16 protein-coding genes are annotated in these 17,463 nt (G+C 62.5%); 13 read left to right on the forward strand and 3 right to left on the reverse strand.

All coding sequences use genetic code 11. The annotated features are described in order from the left end of the window. Positions 1-50: 50 nt before the first annotated feature. From dnaA to AC1ZQA_RS00020, 4 genes are all read left to right on the forward strand, one after another. Positions 51-1,514 (forward strand): chromosomal replication initiator protein DnaA, encoded by a 1,464-nt coding sequence (gene dnaA, locus AC1ZQA_RS00005; protein WP_482677819.1) that lies wholly within the window; start codon positions 51-53, stop codon positions 1,512-1,514. A 277-nt stretch (positions 1,515-1,791) separates the two neighbouring features. After that, positions 1,792-2,907: a DNA polymerase III subunit beta gene (dnaN, locus tag AC1ZQA_RS00010; RefSeq protein WP_482679354.1), complete on the forward strand. Its 1,116-nt coding sequence runs from the start codon at positions 1,792-1,794 to the stop codon at positions 2,905-2,907. A 75-nt stretch (positions 2,908-2,982) separates the two neighbouring features. Next, positions 2,983-5,466, forward strand: a complete 2,484-nt coding sequence (gyrB, locus tag AC1ZQA_RS00015; protein WP_482677820.1) for a DNA topoisomerase (ATP-hydrolyzing) subunit B — start codon at positions 2,983-2,985, stop codon at positions 5,464-5,466. Between the two features lie 355 nt (positions 5,467-5,821). After that, complete coding sequence (locus AC1ZQA_RS00020) at positions 5,822-6,406, forward strand: RBBP9/YdeN family alpha/beta hydrolase (protein ID WP_482679355.1); 585 nt, start codon at positions 5,822-5,824, stop codon at positions 6,404-6,406. A gap of 73 nt (positions 6,407-6,479) precedes the next feature. Here the strand turns inward: AC1ZQA_RS00020 and AC1ZQA_RS00025 are convergent, their stop codons facing one another. Further along, a complete protein-coding gene (locus AC1ZQA_RS00025; protein WP_482677821.1) occupies positions 6,480-7,145 on the reverse strand; it encodes an FMN-binding negative transcriptional regulator in 666 nt (221 codons plus the stop codon). 9 nt (positions 7,146-7,154) lie between these two features. Continuing rightward, complete coding sequence (locus tag AC1ZQA_RS00030; RefSeq protein ID WP_482677822.1) at positions 7,155-7,805, reverse strand: LysE/ArgO family amino acid transporter; 651 nt, start codon at positions 7,803-7,805, stop codon at positions 7,155-7,157. Between the two features lie 72 nt (positions 7,806-7,877). Here AC1ZQA_RS00030 and AC1ZQA_RS00035 point away from each other — a divergent pair, with 72 nt between their 5' ends. From AC1ZQA_RS00035 to AC1ZQA_RS00065, 7 genes are all read left to right on the forward strand, one after another. Next, positions 7,878-8,777: a LysR family transcriptional regulator ArgP gene (locus tag AC1ZQA_RS00035; RefSeq protein WP_482677823.1), complete on the forward strand. Its 900-nt coding sequence runs from the start codon at positions 7,878-7,880 to the stop codon at positions 8,775-8,777. A gap of 712 nt (positions 8,778-9,489) precedes the next feature. Then, positions 9,490-10,134: an HNH endonuclease gene (locus AC1ZQA_RS00040; protein ID WP_482677824.1), complete on the forward strand. Its 645-nt coding sequence runs from the start codon at positions 9,490-9,492 to the stop codon at positions 10,132-10,134. Between the two features lie 75 nt (positions 10,135-10,209). After that, a complete protein-coding gene (gene tnpA / locus AC1ZQA_RS00045; protein ID WP_482676863.1) occupies positions 10,210-10,548 on the forward strand; it encodes an IS66 family insertion sequence element accessory protein TnpA in 339 nt (112 codons plus the stop codon). Next, positions 10,548-10,895, forward strand: a complete 348-nt coding sequence (tnpB, locus tag AC1ZQA_RS00050; RefSeq protein WP_482676862.1) for an IS66 family insertion sequence element accessory protein TnpB — start codon at positions 10,548-10,550, stop codon at positions 10,893-10,895. Before tnpA ends, tnpB begins: the two co-directional genes overlap by 1 nt. Before the next feature lie 62 nt (positions 10,896-10,957). Beyond that, the gene (gene tnpC / locus AC1ZQA_RS00055) at positions 10,958-12,553 is read left to right on the forward strand and encodes an IS66 family transposase (RefSeq protein WP_482676861.1); all 1,596 of its coding nucleotides are present in this window, start codon (positions 10,958-10,960) and stop codon (positions 12,551-12,553) included. Then, positions 12,550-13,098, forward strand: a complete 549-nt coding sequence (locus tag AC1ZQA_RS00060) for a hypothetical protein (protein ID WP_482676860.1) — start codon at positions 12,550-12,552, stop codon at positions 13,096-13,098. Before tnpC ends, AC1ZQA_RS00060 begins: the two co-directional genes overlap by 4 nt. A gap of 45 nt (positions 13,099-13,143) precedes the next feature. Beyond that, complete coding sequence (locus AC1ZQA_RS00065) at positions 13,144-13,338, forward strand: alpha/beta hydrolase (RefSeq protein ID WP_482679356.1); 195 nt, start codon at positions 13,144-13,146, stop codon at positions 13,336-13,338. 256 nt (positions 13,339-13,594) lie between these two features. Here AC1ZQA_RS00065 and AC1ZQA_RS00070 read toward each other — a convergent pair whose 3' ends face one another. After that, the gene (locus tag AC1ZQA_RS00070) at positions 13,595-15,052 is read right to left on the reverse strand and encodes an IS5 family transposase (protein WP_482677102.1); all 1,458 of its coding nucleotides are present in this window, start codon (positions 15,050-15,052) and stop codon (positions 13,595-13,597) included. Between the two features lie 733 nt (positions 15,053-15,785). Here AC1ZQA_RS00070 and AC1ZQA_RS00075 point away from each other — a divergent pair. Continuing rightward, positions 15,786-17,168, forward strand: coding sequence for an NRAMP family divalent metal transporter (locus AC1ZQA_RS00075; RefSeq protein ID WP_482677825.1), 1,383 nt, complete (start codon positions 15,786-15,788; stop codon positions 17,166-17,168). A 3-nt stretch (positions 17,169-17,171) separates the two neighbouring features. Further along, positions 17,172-17,369 (forward strand): hypothetical protein, encoded by a 198-nt coding sequence (locus tag AC1ZQA_RS00080; protein WP_427944404.1) that lies wholly within the window; start codon positions 17,172-17,174, stop codon positions 17,367-17,369. Positions 17,370-17,463: the final 94 nt, after the last annotated feature.

Genomic DNA, 17,463 nt, shown 5'->3' on the forward strand with positions numbered 1-17,463 from the left:
CCGACCGCCAGCATTCCCATCGGTTCCCTCTTTCTTCACCCAGTTTCTGCATGACTCACGAACATTCCTGGCAGCAGTGCTGCGCCCACCTGGCGACAGTCATTCCCGATCAACAATTTGCTGCGTGGATCAAACCCCTGTCCGCCCCCGTCTGGAGCGAAGATGGCAGCACGGCCGTTCTGCATGTGCCCAATCGCTTCAAGCTCGATTGGTTGCGCTCGCAGTACGCGGCCCGCATCACCGAATCGCTCAGCCACATCATGGGACACCCGGTTCAGGTTGATTTCATTGTGCAGAAGGCACCGGCCCGCGCCGCCGTGCATCACAGCAGCGCGCATGGCGTGCAGCAAGGCCATGACGGCGCGCAGGCAGCGCATGCCTCGTCGCACGACGGCAAGCGCAATGGCACCTCTCAAGAAGGCGCACACGCTGGGGCGCAAGATGCACTCCAGACTCAGGCAGCAAAAGAGACGTTGGAAGCCGACGCGCTGGAGCGCTCTCGGCTCAATCCCATGCTGAGTTTTGAAACCCTGGTCACCGGCAAGGCGAACCAGCTCGCCCGCGCTGCTGCCATTCAGGTCGCGGAAAACCCCGGACGCTCCTACAACCCATTGTTCATCTACGGCGGAGTCGGCCTGGGCAAGACCCATTTGATGCACGCGGTCGGCAATGCCTTGCTCGCCCAGCAACCGGGCGCCCGCATTCGGTATCTGCAGGCCGAGCAGTTCGTCAGTGAAGTGGTGCGTGCCTACCAGCGCAAGGCCTTCGAGGAATTCAAGCGCTATTACCACTCGCTGGATCTGTTGCTGATCGACGATGTGCAGTTCTTCGCCGGCAAGGACAAGACGCAGGAGGAGTTTTTCTACGCCTTCGAGGCCCTCATCACCAAGCGTTCCCAGATCATTCTCACCAGCGATACCTACCCCAAGGAATTGCGTGAAATGGATCAGCGCCTGGTGTCGCGCTTCGACTCCGGGCTGACGGTCGCCATCGAGCCGCCCGAACTGGAGATGCGCGTGGCCATCCTGCTGCGCAAGGCCGATGCCGAGCTGATGCATCTGCCGGAAGAAGTGGCATTCTTTGTTGCCAAGAATGTGCGCTCCAACGTGCGCGAGCTCGAGGGCGCGCTGCGCAAGATTCTGGCCTACGCCCGCTTCAGCGGGCAGGACGTCTCCATCAGCCTGGCCAAGGAAGCGCTCAAGGATTTGCTCTCGCTGCAGAACCGTCAGGTGTCGGTGGAGAACATCCAGAAAACCGTGGCCGATTTCTACAAGATCAAGGTCGCGGACATGTATTCCAAAAAGCGCCCGGCCAGCATTGCACGCCCGCGCCAGATCGCGATGTATCTGGCCAAGGAACTCACGCACAAGAGCCTGCCGGAAATCGGCGAACTTTTCGGCGGGCGCGATCACACCACGGTGCTTCACGCCGTCAGGAAAATCGGCCTGGAGCGCACCAAGCTGCAGGAACTCAACCAGCAGCTTCACGTCCTGGAGCAGACCTTGAAGGCCTGAGCGCCTGCCAATCTGCCGGATCCTTTCACGAGCGACCCCAATCTGCTCAAGACACCGCAAAAGAACAAGTCATTGCACAGCATGTGGAGCATTTCTGGACAACTCGGCGTTCTGTACATCAGCCTTCAAGTTGTTCCAGACCATCCTTTCTCAGACCGCCACTTGTCCACAAACATGCAGCCCGCTGCAGCCCGCATGTTTTCAGCACTTCGTGTCTTATCCACAGCACAAGCCACCCCTTACTATCATTTCTATTCTGAATAAAGGAAAAGAAAGAATGAACAGATTGACTTCTTCCCGTGATGAACTGCTCAAGCTGTTGGGGCAAGGCGGTGGCATCGTCGAACGTCGTCAAACACTGCCGATCCTTGCCAATGTGCTCATTGAGCACAATGCCCAAGGCACGCGATTCACCACCAGCGACATGGAAGTCCAGATTCGACTTCAGGGGGGGGAGGCTGTTCAGACAGGGGCGGACGCCGCCGCCGTGACGGTCAATATGCGCAAGCTGCTCGACATCCTGCGTGCAGCCGCGGCAGGAACGGTCACGCTGGAATGGGTAGACGGAAAGATGACCGTGCGGGCCGGGAAAAGTCGTTTCAGCCTGCAAACTCTGCCGGCAGAAGACTTTCCACTGGTGCGCGCGGCAACCGATTTCAGCGATCAGGTGCTGCGCCTGCCGCAAAAGTTGCTCAAGCGTCTTCTTGGCCTGACGCATTTCGCCATGGCCCAGCATGACATCCGCTACTACCTCAATGGCATGCTGTGGGTCGCGGAGGGGCGACAGATGCATCTGGTGGCCACAGACGGTCACCGCATGACCCTGGCAACCGCCGCCATTGAAACGGCCGTGGACCGCCGAGAAATCATTCTGCCGCGTAAAACCGTGCTGGAACTCTCTCGTCTCCTTGGAGATGACGACGAGGCGATGATCGACATTGCCCTGGCCAGCAACCAGGCCCGGTTGACCATGGACGGCCTGGAATTCACCAGCAAACTCATTGAAGGCAAGTTCCCCGACTATCAGCGCGTGGTGCCCAAAGGCCACCGCAACATGCTGCTGGTCGAGCGCACCACGCTGCAATCGGCATTGCAGCGGGTGGCCATTCTGACCAATGACAAGTTCAAGGGCGTGCGCGTCAACCTGGAGCCCGGTCTGCTGCGCCTGACCTCCATCAACGCTGAGCAGGAAGAGGCGCAGGAAGAGATCGACATCGATTATGGAGGGGACTCCATCGAAATCGGCTTCAACATCGCCTATCTCATCGACGCGTTGGCCAATATGCCCACAGAGCAGGTGCGTCTCGAATTGCAGGATGGAAACAGCAGCGCGCTGTTCACCATGCCCGATGAACCCAACTTCAAATACGTGGTCATGCCCATGCGGATCTGACCAGAACAGTCGAAAAATTTACGTATCTGCTTTTATTTCCATGGATTTCCACGGAATCTGCATTGAAAGTCTCTGATGAACGAACCGAAGAACGACAGCTACAGCGAAAATTCCATTCAAATCCTGGAGGGACTCGAAGCGGTGCGCAAACGTCCCGGCATGTACATCGGCGACACCTCGGACGGCACCGGCCTGCACCACCTGGTGTTCGAAGTCGTGGACAACTCCATCGACGAAGCGCTGGCCGGATTTTGCGATGACATCACCGTCACCATCCATTCCGACAACTCCATCAGCGTGGCCGACAACGGCCGGGGCATTCCCACGGGCGTCAAGATGGATGACAAGCACGAGCCCAAACGCAGCGCAGCGGAAATCGCACTGACCGAGCTGCACGCTGGCGGCAAGTTCAATCAGAACAGCTACAAGGTGTCTGGTGGCCTGCACGGTGTGGGCGTGAGCTGCGTGAACGCGCTGTCGCAGTGGCTGCGGCTGGTTGTTCGGCGCGATGGCGAGGTGCATACCCTCGAGTTCGCGCGCGGCGCCCTGCAGAACCGGAAGACGCAGATCATTGACGGGGTCGAAGTCTCGGTCGCTCCTGTGACTGGAAAGACCGACAAGCGTGGCACGGAAGTGCACTTCCTCCCAGACGCCGAGATTTTCACCACGGTCGACTTCCATTACGAAGTGCTGGCCAAGCGTCTGCGCGAACTGTCCTTTCTCAACCACGGCGTCAAGATCCGGCTGGTCGATGAGCGCCAAGGCAAGGAAGAGAACTTCGCCTTCTCTGGTGGGGTGAAGGGCTTTGTCGAATACATCAATCGCGGCAAGAGCGTGCTGCATCCCAACATCTTTTACGCCCAGGCGGAAAAGGTGTCTGAAGTCGGCAGCACCATCAGCGTGGAAGTCGCGATGCAATGGAATGACGGCTACGCCGAGACCGTGCAGTGCTTCACCAACAACATTCCGCAGCGCGACGGCGGCACCCACCTCACCGGCCTGCGCGCCGCGATGACGCGGGTGATCAATAAATACATCGACGACAACGAGCTGGCGAAAAAAGCCAAGGTCGAGATCAGCGGCGACGACATGCGCGAAGGCCTCACCTGCGTCCTGTCTGTGAAAGTGCCTGACCCCAAGTTCAGCAGCCAGACCAAGGACAAACTGGTCTCGAGCGAAGTGCGCGGGCCGGTCGAAGATCTGGTGGCCAAGGCGCTGTCCGATTATCTGCTCGAGACGCCTGCCGACGCCAAGATCATCTGCGGCAAGATCATCGACGCCGCCCGCGCCCGCGAAGCCGCGCGCAAGGCACGCGAAATGACCCGCCGCAAGGGCGTCATGGACGGCCTGGGCCTGCCAGGAAAACTGGCTGACTGTCAGGAAAAGGATCCCGCGCTGTGCGAGCTGTATCTGGTGGAGGGCGACTCCGCCGGAGGCTCGGCCAAGCAGGGCCGCGACCGCAAGTTCCAGGCCATCCTGCCGCTGCGCGGCAAGATTCTCAACGTCGAGAAAGCGCGTTTCGAGAAGCTGCTGACAAGCAACGAAATCCTCACCCTCATCACCGCGATGGGCACCAGCATCGGCAAGGACGATTTCAATATCGACAAGCTGCGCTATCACCGGATCATCATCATGACCGATGCCGACGTGGACGGCGCGCACATCCGCACCCTGCTGCTGACCTTCTTCTTCCGCCAGATGCCCGAGATTGTTGAACGCGGGCACATCTACATCGCCCAGCCGCCGCTCTACAAGGTCAAGCACGGCAAGGACGAGCAATACCTCAAGGACGGCACAGAGCTTGACGCCTACCTGCTGCGCGTGGCGCTGAAAGACGCCGCGATCCACCGCCCCGATACCCCGGTGCCCCTGTCAGGCGATACCCTCGAGCAACTCGCGCGCCAGCATGGACTGGCCGAAGCCGTCATCGCCCGCCTTGCCGTGTTCATGGACGAGCAGGCCCTGCGCGCCATCGTCGACGGCGTCGTGATCGATCTCGATCATGCTGCGCAAGCCAGCGCCGAGGCGCTCGCCGCCTATCTTGCCGCACACACCGACCATGGAGAAGCGCCCCAGGTGCTGGCCGAAATCGACCCACGCACAGAAAAGCCGCTTCTTCGCATCGTGCGCCGCCATCATGGCAACCTCAAGTCCACCGTGCTCCATGCCGACTTCGTGCATGGGGCCGACTATGCCGTGCTGTCCCAAGCCGCACAGACCTTCCACGGCCTGCTCGCCGCAGGCTCGACCGTGCGACGCGGCAACGGCGACAACGCCAAGGAAGCCACTGTTGCCAGCTTCCGCGAAGCCATGGACTGGCTCATCCGCCAGGCCGAAAACACCGTCGGCCGTCAACGCTACAAGGGCCTGGGAGAAATGAACCCCGAACAGCTTTGGGAAACCACCATGGACCCGTCGGTGCGCCGCCTGCTGCGCGTACAGATCGACGATGCCATTGAGGCCGACCGCGTGTTCACGATGCTGATGGGCGACGAAGTTGAACCCCGCCGCGATTTCATCGAAACCAACGCCCTGCGAGCGGCGAATCTGGATGTGTGAGGTTGTCGGGAACCTCAATTCTTGTCAGTTCTTGCTGAAATTCTCGTCAGTTTCTGGCTGAAAATTCTGGTGAGAATCGCGATTTTCCTGGAACCAGCCAAGATGCCACCCTATGGCAACGAGTTTGATTCGCACTCAGGAGACTGGCAGTCGGCCAAGACAGGCGCCGGTCGCCCCCCGTGGTGGTGGCCACAATTCGGCAGGAAATAGTCACCCCGGCCAGTGGCAAGCTCGGCGGCTGATTGCGGATCCAGACCTGTCGTGATCCAGCAGATTGATTGATCGTTGGGCGACGGCTCAAGAAGAATGGAGATTCAGCTTGGCTACAGAGAAACCAGACAGCGTGCCCAGCGGAGTGGCTGAACATGCGCTCCCCACGGAATCCCTCACCATTCTTCTGTTGCCCGGGCTAGGCAACTCGGGGCCCTTGCATTGGCATACCCATTGGGAAACGATGCATGGTTACCAGCGCGTGGTCCAAGGGGACTGGGACACTCCGCACCTGACTGACTGGATGGCCCGTCTGCATGCGCGGATCGTGGCGGATCCACATCCAAAGGTTCTCGTGGCGCACTCACTCGCGTGCTGCCTCGTGGCGCATTGGAGCCAGGCGCATGACAGCAATCTGGTCGCTGGAGCCTTGCTTGTCGCGCCCAGCGACGTCGAGGGTCCGAATTACCCTCCGGGGACCGTCGGGTTCGCGCCAATGCCGCTCCATCGCCTCAGATTTCCGTCCATCGTTGCGGCCAGTTCCAACGATCCCTATGTCTCAGTAGAACGCGGCCAACATTTTGCCCGGGCATGGGGCGCAGATTACCGCCTGCTCGGCGAACGGGAGCACCTCGGCAGCGCCGCCGGTCTCGGGCCGTGGTTCGAAGGCCATGACCTCTTGATGGAAGTCTGTGGGGCGGACTCGGATGTGCGCCGCTCGGCAAGGTAGCAACACCTTCCCCTGCTTTCCTCGTGTGAAATCCAGCGAACGGCATCGAGCGACAACTGTCGGCCAAAACCAGTCATTGGCTCTCACGGTCATGTTCTTCTTCGATTTTCAACTCACGAAGCACCATGCCCCCCAGTACCTGGGCCGGTGCGTCGAAGGTCTGCATCAATCCCTCCACTGTGCCGAGCCGATCCTCGCGGTCTTCGTCCTGGCTGACCTTGTTCCGACCCTCCAGATGGTCGATGGTGAGTTCAATGCCCACAATGGCACGCAACTGCTTTTCAATGTAGTGGGCCGGGGCGTCCGCCACCCGCCAAGGATTACTGCGAGTTGACTCTTGCGAGTGGGTCAGCCTTTCGAGCATGTTCAGAATCCAGGCGGGCTCTTCAATGGCGCGAGCGACACCATGGGCGTGAACCGTCACGTAATTCCACGTGGGCACCACCTGCCCGTGGGTCTGCTTGCCGGGGTACCACGCCGGTGTGATGTAGGCGTTTGGCCCCATGAACATGACCACCGAAGGCACGCCCCGGGCCAATCCCCGCCACACCGAGTTGGCACGGGAAACGTGCCCCAGCAAAAGACCGTTGGCGCCATGTTCTCGGTCCAGGAAAAACGGGATGTGGTTGGCAACCAGACGGTCATCAACAGTACAGACCCACGCGCCCAAAGGGTGCTGCTCAATGTGCGATTGCAGCGCTGCCTTGTCGGTCATTGAATGGTATTTCGGTAGGTACATACGGACCTCCTAAAGGCCGGCCAATGCATGGCGAAGCATCAGAGCTGAGAGCAGCCACATCGTGATGCCAATGAGCCCATCTAGCACCTGCCACGCTCGCGGAAGGGCAAACCAGGGCGCCAGCCAGCGCGCACCAAACCCCAACAGGCTGAACCACAACGTACTGGCCATGATGGCACCGGCCACGAACCAACCCTGCAACGGTGCCGGTTGTTGGGCGCCCATGCTGCCCAACAGCAGCACCGTGTCCAAGTACACATGCGGGTTGAGCAGCGTGAACGCTGCGGCTTGCCCCACAGCCGAGCCTACACTCAAACCCTCGGCGCCACGAGCCGCCTGCAAGGACTCACTCTGGCGCATGCGTTGCAACGCCTTCCACCCGTACCAGGCCAGGAATGCGGCACCGGCCAGTGCCATTGCACGCACCAACTGTGGACGCTCCCCCAATGCCTGCGCCATGCCAAACACGCCCGCCATGATCAACACCGCATCTGCGACTGCGCAGAACAGTACAACACTGCCAACGTGCTCGCGCCTCAGCCCTTGCCTCAGGACGAAGGCGTTTTGAGCGCCGATGGCCACGATCAGGCCAGAGCTGAGGGCCAGTCCTTGCGCCAAGACTGGCCAAATCAAAGTGGGAGACGTTCCGATGAAATTCATGTCCCGAGCTTGCCAGTCCAAGGAGAATTAGACAAACTACTTTTTCTTCACTTAAGTTAGCGCTTCTAAATCATGTTGGACTACCCATCGTTGTTCGCCCTGGTCGCCGTGGTGCGCGAAGGCAGTTTCGAGCGTGCGGCCAAGATCCTGCACGTCACGCCGTCGGCGGTGTCGCAGCGCATCCGTTTGCTGGAGGAGCGCGTGGGGTGTGCTTTGGTGACGCGTGGTCAGCCGTGCCAGGCCACAGAAGCGGGACGCCTGTTGTGCCAACACGGCGACCGTGTGCGCCTGCTGGAGCACGAACTTCAACAAGCCATGCCCGCCGTAGCGCAGGAGGGGTCCGCAAGGGTCAATGTGCCCGTGGCTGTGAACGCGGACAGCTTAGCGACCTGGTTTGTGCCAGCGATGATCGAGTTCTCGGCCAAGGCTCCGGCGTTGTTGCAGATGGCGGTCGATGACGAGGGACATACCGCGCAGTGGTTGCGAAGTGGGCAGGTGTTGGGTGCCGTCACCGCTACCGAGGAGCCCCCAGCGGGGTGCAACAGCCAGTCATTGGGCTCCATGCGCTACGTGGCCGCAGCGAGTCCATCGTTCATCGCGCAACATTTCTCGCAGGGTGTTGATGCAGACAGTCTTGCCAACGCCCCCAGTTTGATGTTCAGCACCAAGGACGAGTTGCAACAGCGGTGGGTGGAACGACAGTGTGGCCACCGGATCGAGATGCCTCGGCACACGGTTCCTTCGGCCCAGGCCTTTGTGATGGCCGCCATGGGTGGTATGGGGTGGGCTATGCACCCCGAGGCATTGGTCCATGAACATCTGGCCAGCGGGCACCTGGTGGAACTCAAACCCGATTGCCCAATTGACGTGCCACTGTACTGGCAGCAGACCAGAATTGCCTTTACCTTGTTGGGCAACTTGACCCGTGCGGTGGTGGCAGCGGCGAAGGCGGGGTTGGTGCAGGCATCCTGAAACCGAAATTTGAATGTCGGCAGTGGGTCGATTGCGCAATTTCGTCATCGCCGGAACCAGACGCTGACCTGCCCGCCGCCACCGACGTCAGCAACGTGGGGCATTGCGGCCGTTGCCATGCGCCACCCCAATGTCAGCACTGGCCGAGGTGCCGACGCTGAGCCGTCGACCGGAGGGCGGCCAAAAGCAGGCGCCGGGCGCCACCTGCGCTGGTGGCGTAATGCACAGGGCAACGGTCGCTGAGATCACCTCCTTCCGCATCAGCCTGGCCGCTATCCCGGTGTGAAACAAGCCTTCCGGGATCAACGGAACCCGGAGCGATGCAGTCGTCGCAAACGAGCATTGCTTGGCAGTTCGACTCCTGTAGGCTATCGCCGACCATGGCAGGGAAACACCCTGACAGAGCAGTGGTCGGGCAATGATGTCCTTCAAGGGGGGGCGTGTGGCGTATTGGTGGGTCAATCACAAGCAGACTCGCGATCAAGAGGTTCGCGGAGACTACCTATAGTCGCCGAAGGCCAACGCGAACGGCGCCCGAAATCAGTCCTACGACAACATGGCGCGGGCAAAGCCTGGCGATGTCGTCTTTTCGTATGCTCGAGGCTCCGTGGGCGCCGTCGGGGTGGTGCGCGCAGGCGCCACAACGGCGCCTAAGCCTGTCGAGTTTGGCAGCACAGGCAGCAATTGGTCAGACGTGGGCTGGTTCTTGCAGGTGTCTTTTCTGGATGCCAGGACCGCAATTCGACCGAAGGAGCATCTCGCACTCATCGGTCCGTTGTTGCCGACGAAGTACTCCCCGATCCAGGCAGCGACTGGCAATGGAAACCAGAGCGTCTATCTGGCCGAGATCCCGGAGGCTCTTGGAAGGCTTCTGCTTGCGATGCTAGATATGACCGATCAGGCGACCCTGCTGATGGATGACGTCGATGGCGAGGCGCTCAGCACGCAAGCGCTGGATGACATCGAAAGTCTGAGGCGAGCGCCTGAGCTCGCAGAGACCGAACGCACACAGCTTGTGCAAGCGCGGGTCGGCCAGGGCATCTTTCGCAGCCAGGTTCTGCTGCGCAACCCAGAGTGCCGCGTGACACGCGTCGCAGACAAAAGGTTGCTTCGCGCGAGCCACATCAAGGCGTGGAGAGATAGCGACAACCGCGAACGTCTTGATGGCGCCAACGGACTCATGCTGGCGCCACATGTGGATGCGCTGTTTGACCTAGCGCTCATGTCCTTTCAGGACGATGGAGCGATGCTGATCCGACGGGATCTCTCGATGGAAGTATTGAGACTTTGGGCGATTGCTCCCACTCATGACCCCCGACCATTCGAGCGCGACCAGTGTCGCTACCGTAACCGGTAAGCCAGCGGCGTTCTTTCGTTCGTTTCGGATCCCACGAAGAATGTTTCCCATCGCAGGGATGAGGAGACATTCGAGATGGAGAACGACGCGGCAGAGGTGGCCGAGGTCAAGCGGCGGCGGCACCTGGACGAGGCGTGCTGGCGCGACGTGATTGAGCGTTTCCCGGCCTCGGGGCTGACGCTCAAGAGCTTTTGTCGGCAGGAGCGAGTGTGTGTGAGCAGCTATCGGCGCTGGCGTGAGCGGCTGTCGGGCAAGGTGAAGGCTGCGCCCGTGACGGCCAAGACTGGGCGTATGGAGCAGCGTGCCGCGGGGTTCATCGAGTTGGGCGAAGTCGGTACCGGCGGCATGCATGCGCCCATGGAGTTGCGGCTGGACCTGGGCGGCGGCATGAGCCTGCATCTGGTGCGCCGCTGATGTTCTTTCCTGAGGGGCGCATCCGGGTCTTCTTGTATGGGCAGCCTGCCGACATGCGCAAGTCCTACGACGGGCTGTACGCGCTGGCGCGCCAGGGCTTTGAGGTCGACCCGCTGGGCGGGCATCTGTTCGTGTTCGCGAACCGTCGGGCTGACCAGATCAAGGTGCTGTACTTCGATCGCAGCGGCTGGTGCGTGTGGAGCAAACGGCTGGAGGCCGGCCGCTTTGTGCGCGACTGGGGCGGGCAGCGCAGCGCCGAGATCGACTTCACCGCGCTCAAGCTCCTGCTCGAGGGGCTGCAGGTGACGCGGCAGTTCAAGCGGCATCGACACGTGGAGTGGCGATAACGGGTTTTGCAATGTGGCAAAGCCCGATTCCCTTCGGGCTTTGCCATGGGCACAATGCTTTCATGCGTGCAGACCCCGCTCAAGTGCAGACCTATACCGCCCAGATCGTGGCGGGCATGGCGGTTGAGGCTCTCGTGCGGTTGCTGCAATCGCAAGCGCAGACCATCGTTGAGCAGCAGCGGCAACTGGCGTGGTTCAGGCGACAGATCTTCGGCAGCAAGAGCGAACGGCTGCAGAGCGTGGCCGATGCGCAGCAACTTCATCTCGGCCAGATTCTGGGTGATCTGCCGATCCCGCCACAAGCCCCCGAGGCTGGACGCCAAGTGGCCGGGCACACGCGGCGCGCACGCACGACAGATTGTGCTGGCGACCAGGACGCGACGGCGTTCTTCGACGCCGAGCGGGTCGAGGTGCAGGTCATCCACCTGCCGTGCGCCCAGGCGCAGGGGTTGCGTGCCGAGGAGTACGAGGTCATCGGCGAGAAGGTCAGCTACCGCCTGGCGCAGCGCCCGGGCGCCTATGTGGCGCTCAAGTACGTGCGCCCGGTGATCAAGCGGCTCGACACCGCGACCCTGCACTGCGCGCCGGCGCCGGCCAGCGTGTTCGAGGGCAGCCGCGCCGACGTGAGTTTCGTCGCCGGCATGGCGGTGGACAAGTTCCGCTACCACCTGCCGCTGTACCGCCAGCATCAGCGGCTGGCCGATGCCGGCTTCAAGCTCAGCCGGGCCTGGTTGACCCAGCTCATGCAGCAGACTGCGGCGCTGCTCGAGCCCATCGTGGATGCGCAGCTGGCCTCGATCCTGGGCGGGCATGTGATCACGATGGACGAGACCCCGATCAAGGCCGGCCGCGCCGGGCCGGGGAAGATGAAGGGCACGTACTTCTGGCCGGTGTATGGCGAGCACGACGAGGTGTGCTTCCCCCACTTCGCCTCGCGCCGCCATGAGCATGTGAGCCAAGTTCTTGGACAGTTGCCCAGTGGCACGGTGCTGCTGAGCGATGGCTACGCGGCCTATGCCCGCTATGCGAGGCAGACCGGAGTCACCCACGCGCAGTGCTGGGCGCACGCGCGGCGCCTGTTCTTCGAGGCGCAAGACGCCGAGCCGCGGGCGGCCACGCAAGCCTTGCAGCACATCACCGCGCTGTACCGTATCGAGGCCGAGATCCGCGCCGCCGGGTGGGAGGGTGCGGCCAAGCTGGCGCATCGCGCCACCCACAGCCGGGCGCGGGTGCAGGCGTTCTTCGCCTGGGTCGAGCAGCAGTTCGCGCAGCAGGGCCTGCTGCCGAGCAATCCGTTGACCAAAGCGCTGGCCTACGTGCGAGAGCGACGGGCAGCGCTGTCAGTGTTCATCGATGACCCGGCGGTGCCCATCGACACGAACCACATCGAGCGCGCGCTGCGTCCGATCCCGATGGGGCGGCGCAACTGGCTGTTCTGCTGGAGCGAGGTCGGCGCACGCCATGTGGGCATCCTGCAAAGCCTCATCGCCACCTGCGTGCTGCAGGGTATCGACCCGTACACCTATCTGGTCGACGTGTTGCAGCGCGTGGGCCGACATCCCCAGTCCCGGGTGGTCGAACTCACCCCCAGGCTGTGGACGCAGCACTTCGGGCAGGACCCGCTGTGCTCGGACCTGGACAGGGCCGCGCCCCGATGACGCAGCGGATCTCCACGCGCATTGTTGCCCAGGCGATCCTCACCGTCGACCGCATGGATCTGCGCGCGCGCGAGGCGCTCGCCGACGAGATCCATGCGCACCAGCCCACGCTGCTTGCCAGTGTGCTGGTCCTGCCGCGCCTGGGCGCCAGGCTGGAGCAGGTCGAGATTATCCTCAACATCCTCTTCGTGGTGTACCAGGCGATGAAGATCAGCGGACATGCATGGCCGATGGTCTGCGAGGATCTGCAAGATCGCTGCCTCGACCGCCTCGTGGCGAAGATGCTCTTCCTCGACGGCTTGACCACGCTGCAGCAGGCGCAGGCGCTGCAGCAGCAGATCGACTCCCACGCCGAGCCCAACCTGCTGGCGTTCGTCTACAGCCGCCTGCAGGATCACGACCTGCTGGACGTGAAAACCGATGCGATCATGTTCATGCTTCTGGCAGCGGTGAACCTCACCGAGTGCGTCGCAGCAGTATGCCCATCGCACACCACCAAGGCGGTGCAGCGGCGCACTGCCCGACGCGTGAAGACTGCTGCCTGATGCTGCTGCATCTACCCACCCAATAGCTCGAGCGCAATCACGCCGCTGGCTGAACGCTTACCCTATGTCTCAGTAGAACGCGGCCAACATTTTGCCCGGGCATGGGGCGCAGATTACCGCCTGCTCGGCGAACGGGGGCACCTCGACAGCGCCGCCGGTCTCGGGCCGTGGTTCGAAGGCCATGACCTCTTGATGGAAGTCTGTGGGGCGGCCTCGGATATACGCCGCTCGGCAAGGTAGCAACCACCTTCCCCTGCTTTCCCTGGGTGAAATCCAGCGAACGGCATCGAGCGACAACTGTCGGCCAGGAGCGGTCGCTGGCGAAACCAACCCATACCGGCTGTTGAGGCTGGCTGGAGCGCAGGCCTTCTCACCCAGCAAAAACGCGGGCACGCTACTTAGTCGCCCCTGCAAAATTCGTTTTCCGTTCCCCAACCGGACGGAACGCCACCCCATGAGACAGCCGCGTCGGGATTGGGGCGGCGAGCCCACAGTCTCAGGCCAGTGCCCAAGCGGGGCCGCGGGCGGGCGGTGAGGCGCCCATCGCCCGCGCACCCCCCAGCGCCTGGCGCAGCAGGCGCAAAAAAACCGGGCCCAGGCCCAGACGGACGATGGCGCGCAGCAGCCATTTGATGTTGTAGCCCGCCGCGCAGCTCAGGGCGTGCAGCGCATCGCCCAGCGCCCCCTTGAGCCAGCAGCGATCCAGGCGGTGATCGGCCTTCAAGTGTCCGATGGCCGGCTCTACCGCCGAGCGGCGGCGCAGCCAGGTGCGCTGCTGTGCAGTCAGGCGCTTGAACTTGCCGCGGTGCAGGATGTGCCGGCCCGGGTTGTCGGCATCCACCCCGCGAAAGCCCAGATCGACGACGACATGTTGGATGGTCACGGCCCAGTCCTGCATCAGAATGGTGGCCTGTTCCAGTGCCGCATGCAGGATGTGGCCGTCATAGGGATTGCCGGGGAAGGTGCGCGCCCCCAGCATCAGCCCCTGCTGGTGCGAGACCACCACGGCCGTCTTCACCCCAAACTCGTAGGGCTTGCGCGCCTTGCCCTTGCCGATGCACTCCACCTCCGGGGCATGCAGGGCGTAGAGTTTGTTCTTGTCTTTGGGTTGCTGCGTGCGCACGGCTTCAGCCCGGGCCATCCACTCCTGGAGCGCAGCCAGCGCTTTGGGGGAAGACGGGACAAAGTCCGCCGCCTGAAGCGTGCGCTGCACCGCGCGCAGCACAATCCCCAGGATCGTGCGCTGGCGTTTGATCACGCGCTGCAGACGCCGCAATTGCTTGGCGTGGGCATAGCCTGCCGCCTTGAAGCGCAAGGCCTTGCCTTCCTTGGCGTAGGTCTGCTTGAGGGGGATGCCTGCTTGTTTGGCGCTGCGCACCACCTTGTGGCGGGCGATCTCCAGCAGGCGGCTGTCGGTGGGGTGGGCGATGGCCTTCTCCTGCACGGTGGTGTCGACGATCACCCGCTGCAGCTCCTGGGGCTGCACGGCGCGGGTGGCCACAGCCGTGTCGATGGTGGCCTTGAGGAGTTCTTCCAGGCCGTCTTCCCCCAAGGCGCGGCGAAACCTCCCGACCTGGGTCGCGTCGCACGGCAGGCGGTGTTCAAAGTACGCCTGGCCCGAGAAGAACTGCCACAGCACGTTCTCGCTCCAGCGCACGACCAGTTCCTCATCGCTGACGTTGAAGGTGTGCTTCAGATACAGCAGGCTGATCATCAGCCGCAGGGGCAGCCGTGGACGACCCGCAGCACTGGCGCCTGCACCCACAAGTGCCTGATTGGGGCCGAACAGGTCCATGCCTTCGACCACGGTGCCTGCGCGCACTTGGCGCGCAAACTTCTCGGCAATGGCCGCCTCCAGTTGCGCCCAGGGCAGTCGTGTGGCCAGCACCGCCAGCGGGTCGCCCAGGTTGATCATCGCGTCGATGCGGCTGCGGAAAAAGTCGGGCGTTGCCATCCAGAAATCCCTCAGAAAATCGCCTCCACCATAACGTTTCTCAAGGGATTCGGTGCACCGAAAAACACAACAAAGTGTGCATTCATGCGGGGTGCAGGGGTTTTGCAGGGGGGACTACTTACATTGCCCCTCAGCGAGGCCCTGAATTTGGGCGGTAAGACAGTTCGGCGCACGTGCCGACTCACTGATCTGCCTGTTGCATGACCGCACCACGTCCCGAGTGGCCGGGTGAGGCTGCACTTGACCTTGCTCAAACACGCCAATTAAGCTCTTGCAGTTTTCGTTTTCGGCCGTATTCCGGCTCAACCCCACCCCATGGACAGTGACAGTTGTCGATCAGTGAAGTGAACGCCTGAAGGCTTTCGACAGCAGACCTGTTCCCGCTGCCGCCGCCCTCAGGCTGGCGGTAGCCTCTGGATGAGTTCCTCATCCTTGTGCTCCCCCCTCTTCGTGTGAGTTGTCGCGCAAGCCGCGTTGGCTGTGCTTGCGTGCATCGTGTGTTGTTCCGTCCAGCACGAACGGAGGAAGTCATGTTTTTTGTCTTTCAGAATCTCTTGGCCCGCTTGCAGCCTCGCCGCAGCGCACAGGCGCCTGCCGCATCTCGCAGCGCCGTTCCCGGAACGGATACCGCGTCGATCAGCCTGATGGATGTGCGCCTGGCCTCGGTTGGCATCGTCCTGGCGCATCGTGCTCAAACCCAGGGCCACAGCACCGTGAAACGGGGAGGTCGGCCATGAACGCCGAAGTCGCGACCCTCGATCCCAAGCTGTGTCCGGACTGCCCCCCGCTGCCAGAGAACCTGGAACAGCGCCTTCGCGACCGTCTGTATCTGGATGCCTTGCGCCGGGCCGTGCCGAACTGGCGGACCCGACTCGCACTCGGCTTGGCCCTGATCGGGCCGGGTGTGCTGGTCATGCTCGGAGACAACGACGCCGGCGGCGTCGTGACCTACGCGCAGACCGGCGCCACCTACGGGCTGGGCATCTTCCTGCCCATGATGATTCTTCTGGGTTTCGTCGCCTATGTGGTGCAGGAGATGACCGTGCGCCTGGGGGCGGTCACCCGGTGCGGCCACGCCGAGCTGATCTGGAAGCGCTATGGCGCCTTCTGGGGATGGTTCTCGCTGATCGACCTGGTGGTGGCCAATGTGTTGACCCTGATGACCGAGTTCATCGGCATCCGCCTGGGCGGCCAGGCTCTGGGGCTGTCGGCGTGGCTGACAGTGCCGGCCTCGCTGCTGTTCATCACCTATGTCCTGGTGTTTCTGCGGTACTGGACCTGGGAGCGCATTTCGCTGTTCATCGCGGCGTTCAACCTGATCTTCGTGCCGCTTGCCTTGTTGTCGCACCCGAACTGGCATGCGGTCGCGCAGACCTTCGTCGGCCACGGCTGGATCGTGCCGGGCGGCTTCCTGTCGATCACCTTCCTGATCCTGATCTCGGCCAACATCGGCACCACCATCGCACCGTGGCAGCTGTTCTTCCAACAGTCCTGCGTCGTGGACAAGGGTCTGTTGCCGCAAGACATTCGCGCAGGTCGCCGCGATCTGATGCTGGGGGTGGCCGGCATGGTGCTGGTGGCCATGGCCATCATCATCCTGGCGGCGCAAACCCTCAAGGGCGTGCCCAATGTGCAGAACCTGGACGCCACCGAGGTGCTCGACGGCATTCGCCGCAAACTGGGCGACGGCATGATGGCCCTGTTCGCGCTGGGGCTGATGGAAGCCGGGCTGATCGCCTCCATCGTCATTACGGCCAGCAGCGCCTGGGCGATCGGCGAAGCCTTTGACATCGATCGCTCGATCAACGCGCCCCCGCGCAAGGCCATCGGCTTTTATCTGCCCGCGATCCTCGGCACGGCGGTGGCGGCCATCGCGGTGATGATGCCGAATCTGCCCCTGGGGTTTCTGAACCTGAGCGTGCAGGTGATTGCCACGGTGTTCATGCCCGCGGCCATGCTGTTCCTGCTCATGTTGCTCAACGACCGCGAGCTCATGGGCGACCAGGTCAATTCGCCGCGGCGCAATGCGGTGTCCATCGCGATCATGGTGGGCTTGATCGTCTGCAACGGCCTCTACGGTGTGGCCACCTTGTTTCCCCATGCCCTCGGAGGATGAGCCATGAAGCCTCTGCATGAATTCGATCCTGCCGACATCCGCCGCCTGATCGAGCGCGAGGGCTGGGAGAAGCCCCTGGCACCGGTGCAGCGCGTGCAGCTCACAACCCGGCAGCAAGCCGTGTTCTGGGGGCTGCGGGTCTATGTGGTGGTGATGACCGCAGTGGTCGTCTGGGCCTTCGCGCACGGCGCCGCCGGCTGACCCTGCGCGGCGCGCACCGCCCGCCCATCTCCTCTCGTTTGCAACCCGTGTGTCGCGTCGCGTCGCACGCAGGCAGCCGTGCGCGCGGCGCGCA

The organism is Thiomonas sp. DCM-2 (assembly GCF_056820905.1).

What these genes read in the sequence shown, in the direction of transcription:
- gyrB (WP_482677820.1), top strand. Translation starts at nt 2,983, where the DNA reads ATGAACGAACCGAAGAACGACAGCTACAGCGAAAATTCCATTCAAATC.
- AC1ZQA_RS00030 (WP_482677822.1), bottom strand. Translation starts at nt 7,805, where the DNA reads ATGAATTTCATCGGAACGTCTCCCACTTTGATTTGGCCAGTCTTGGCG.
- dnaA (WP_482677819.1), top strand. Translation starts at nt 51, where the DNA reads ATGACTCACGAACATTCCTGGCAGCAGTGCTGCGCCCACCTGGCGACA.
- AC1ZQA_RS00025 (WP_482677821.1), bottom strand. Translation starts at nt 7,145, where the DNA reads ATGTACCTACCGAAATACCATTCAATGACCGACAAGGCAGCGCTGCAA.
- tnpA (WP_482676863.1), top strand. Translation starts at nt 10,210, where the DNA reads ATGGAGAACGACGCGGCAGAGGTGGCCGAGGTCAAGCGGCGGCGGCAC.
- tnpC (WP_482676861.1), top strand. Translation starts at nt 10,958, where the DNA reads ATGCGTGCAGACCCCGCTCAAGTGCAGACCTATACCGCCCAGATCGTG.
- tnpB (WP_482676862.1), top strand. Translation starts at nt 10,548, where the DNA reads ATGTTCTTTCCTGAGGGGCGCATCCGGGTCTTCTTGTATGGGCAGCCT.
- dnaN (WP_482679354.1), top strand. Translation starts at nt 1,792, where the DNA reads ATGAACAGATTGACTTCTTCCCGTGATGAACTGCTCAAGCTGTTGGGG.
- AC1ZQA_RS00060 (WP_482676860.1), top strand. Translation starts at nt 12,550, where the DNA reads ATGACGCAGCGGATCTCCACGCGCATTGTTGCCCAGGCGATCCTCACC.
- AC1ZQA_RS00070 (WP_482677102.1), bottom strand. Translation starts at nt 15,052, where the DNA reads ATGGCAACGCCCGACTTTTTCCGCAGCCGCATCGACGCGATGATCAAC.
- AC1ZQA_RS00080 (WP_427944404.1), top strand. Translation starts at nt 17,172, where the DNA reads ATGAAGCCTCTGCATGAATTCGATCCTGCCGACATCCGCCGCCTGATC.
- AC1ZQA_RS00075 (WP_482677825.1), top strand. Translation starts at nt 15,786, where the DNA reads ATGAACGCCGAAGTCGCGACCCTCGATCCCAAGCTGTGTCCGGACTGC.
- AC1ZQA_RS00035 (WP_482677823.1), top strand. Translation starts at nt 7,878, where the DNA reads ATGTTGGACTACCCATCGTTGTTCGCCCTGGTCGCCGTGGTGCGCGAA.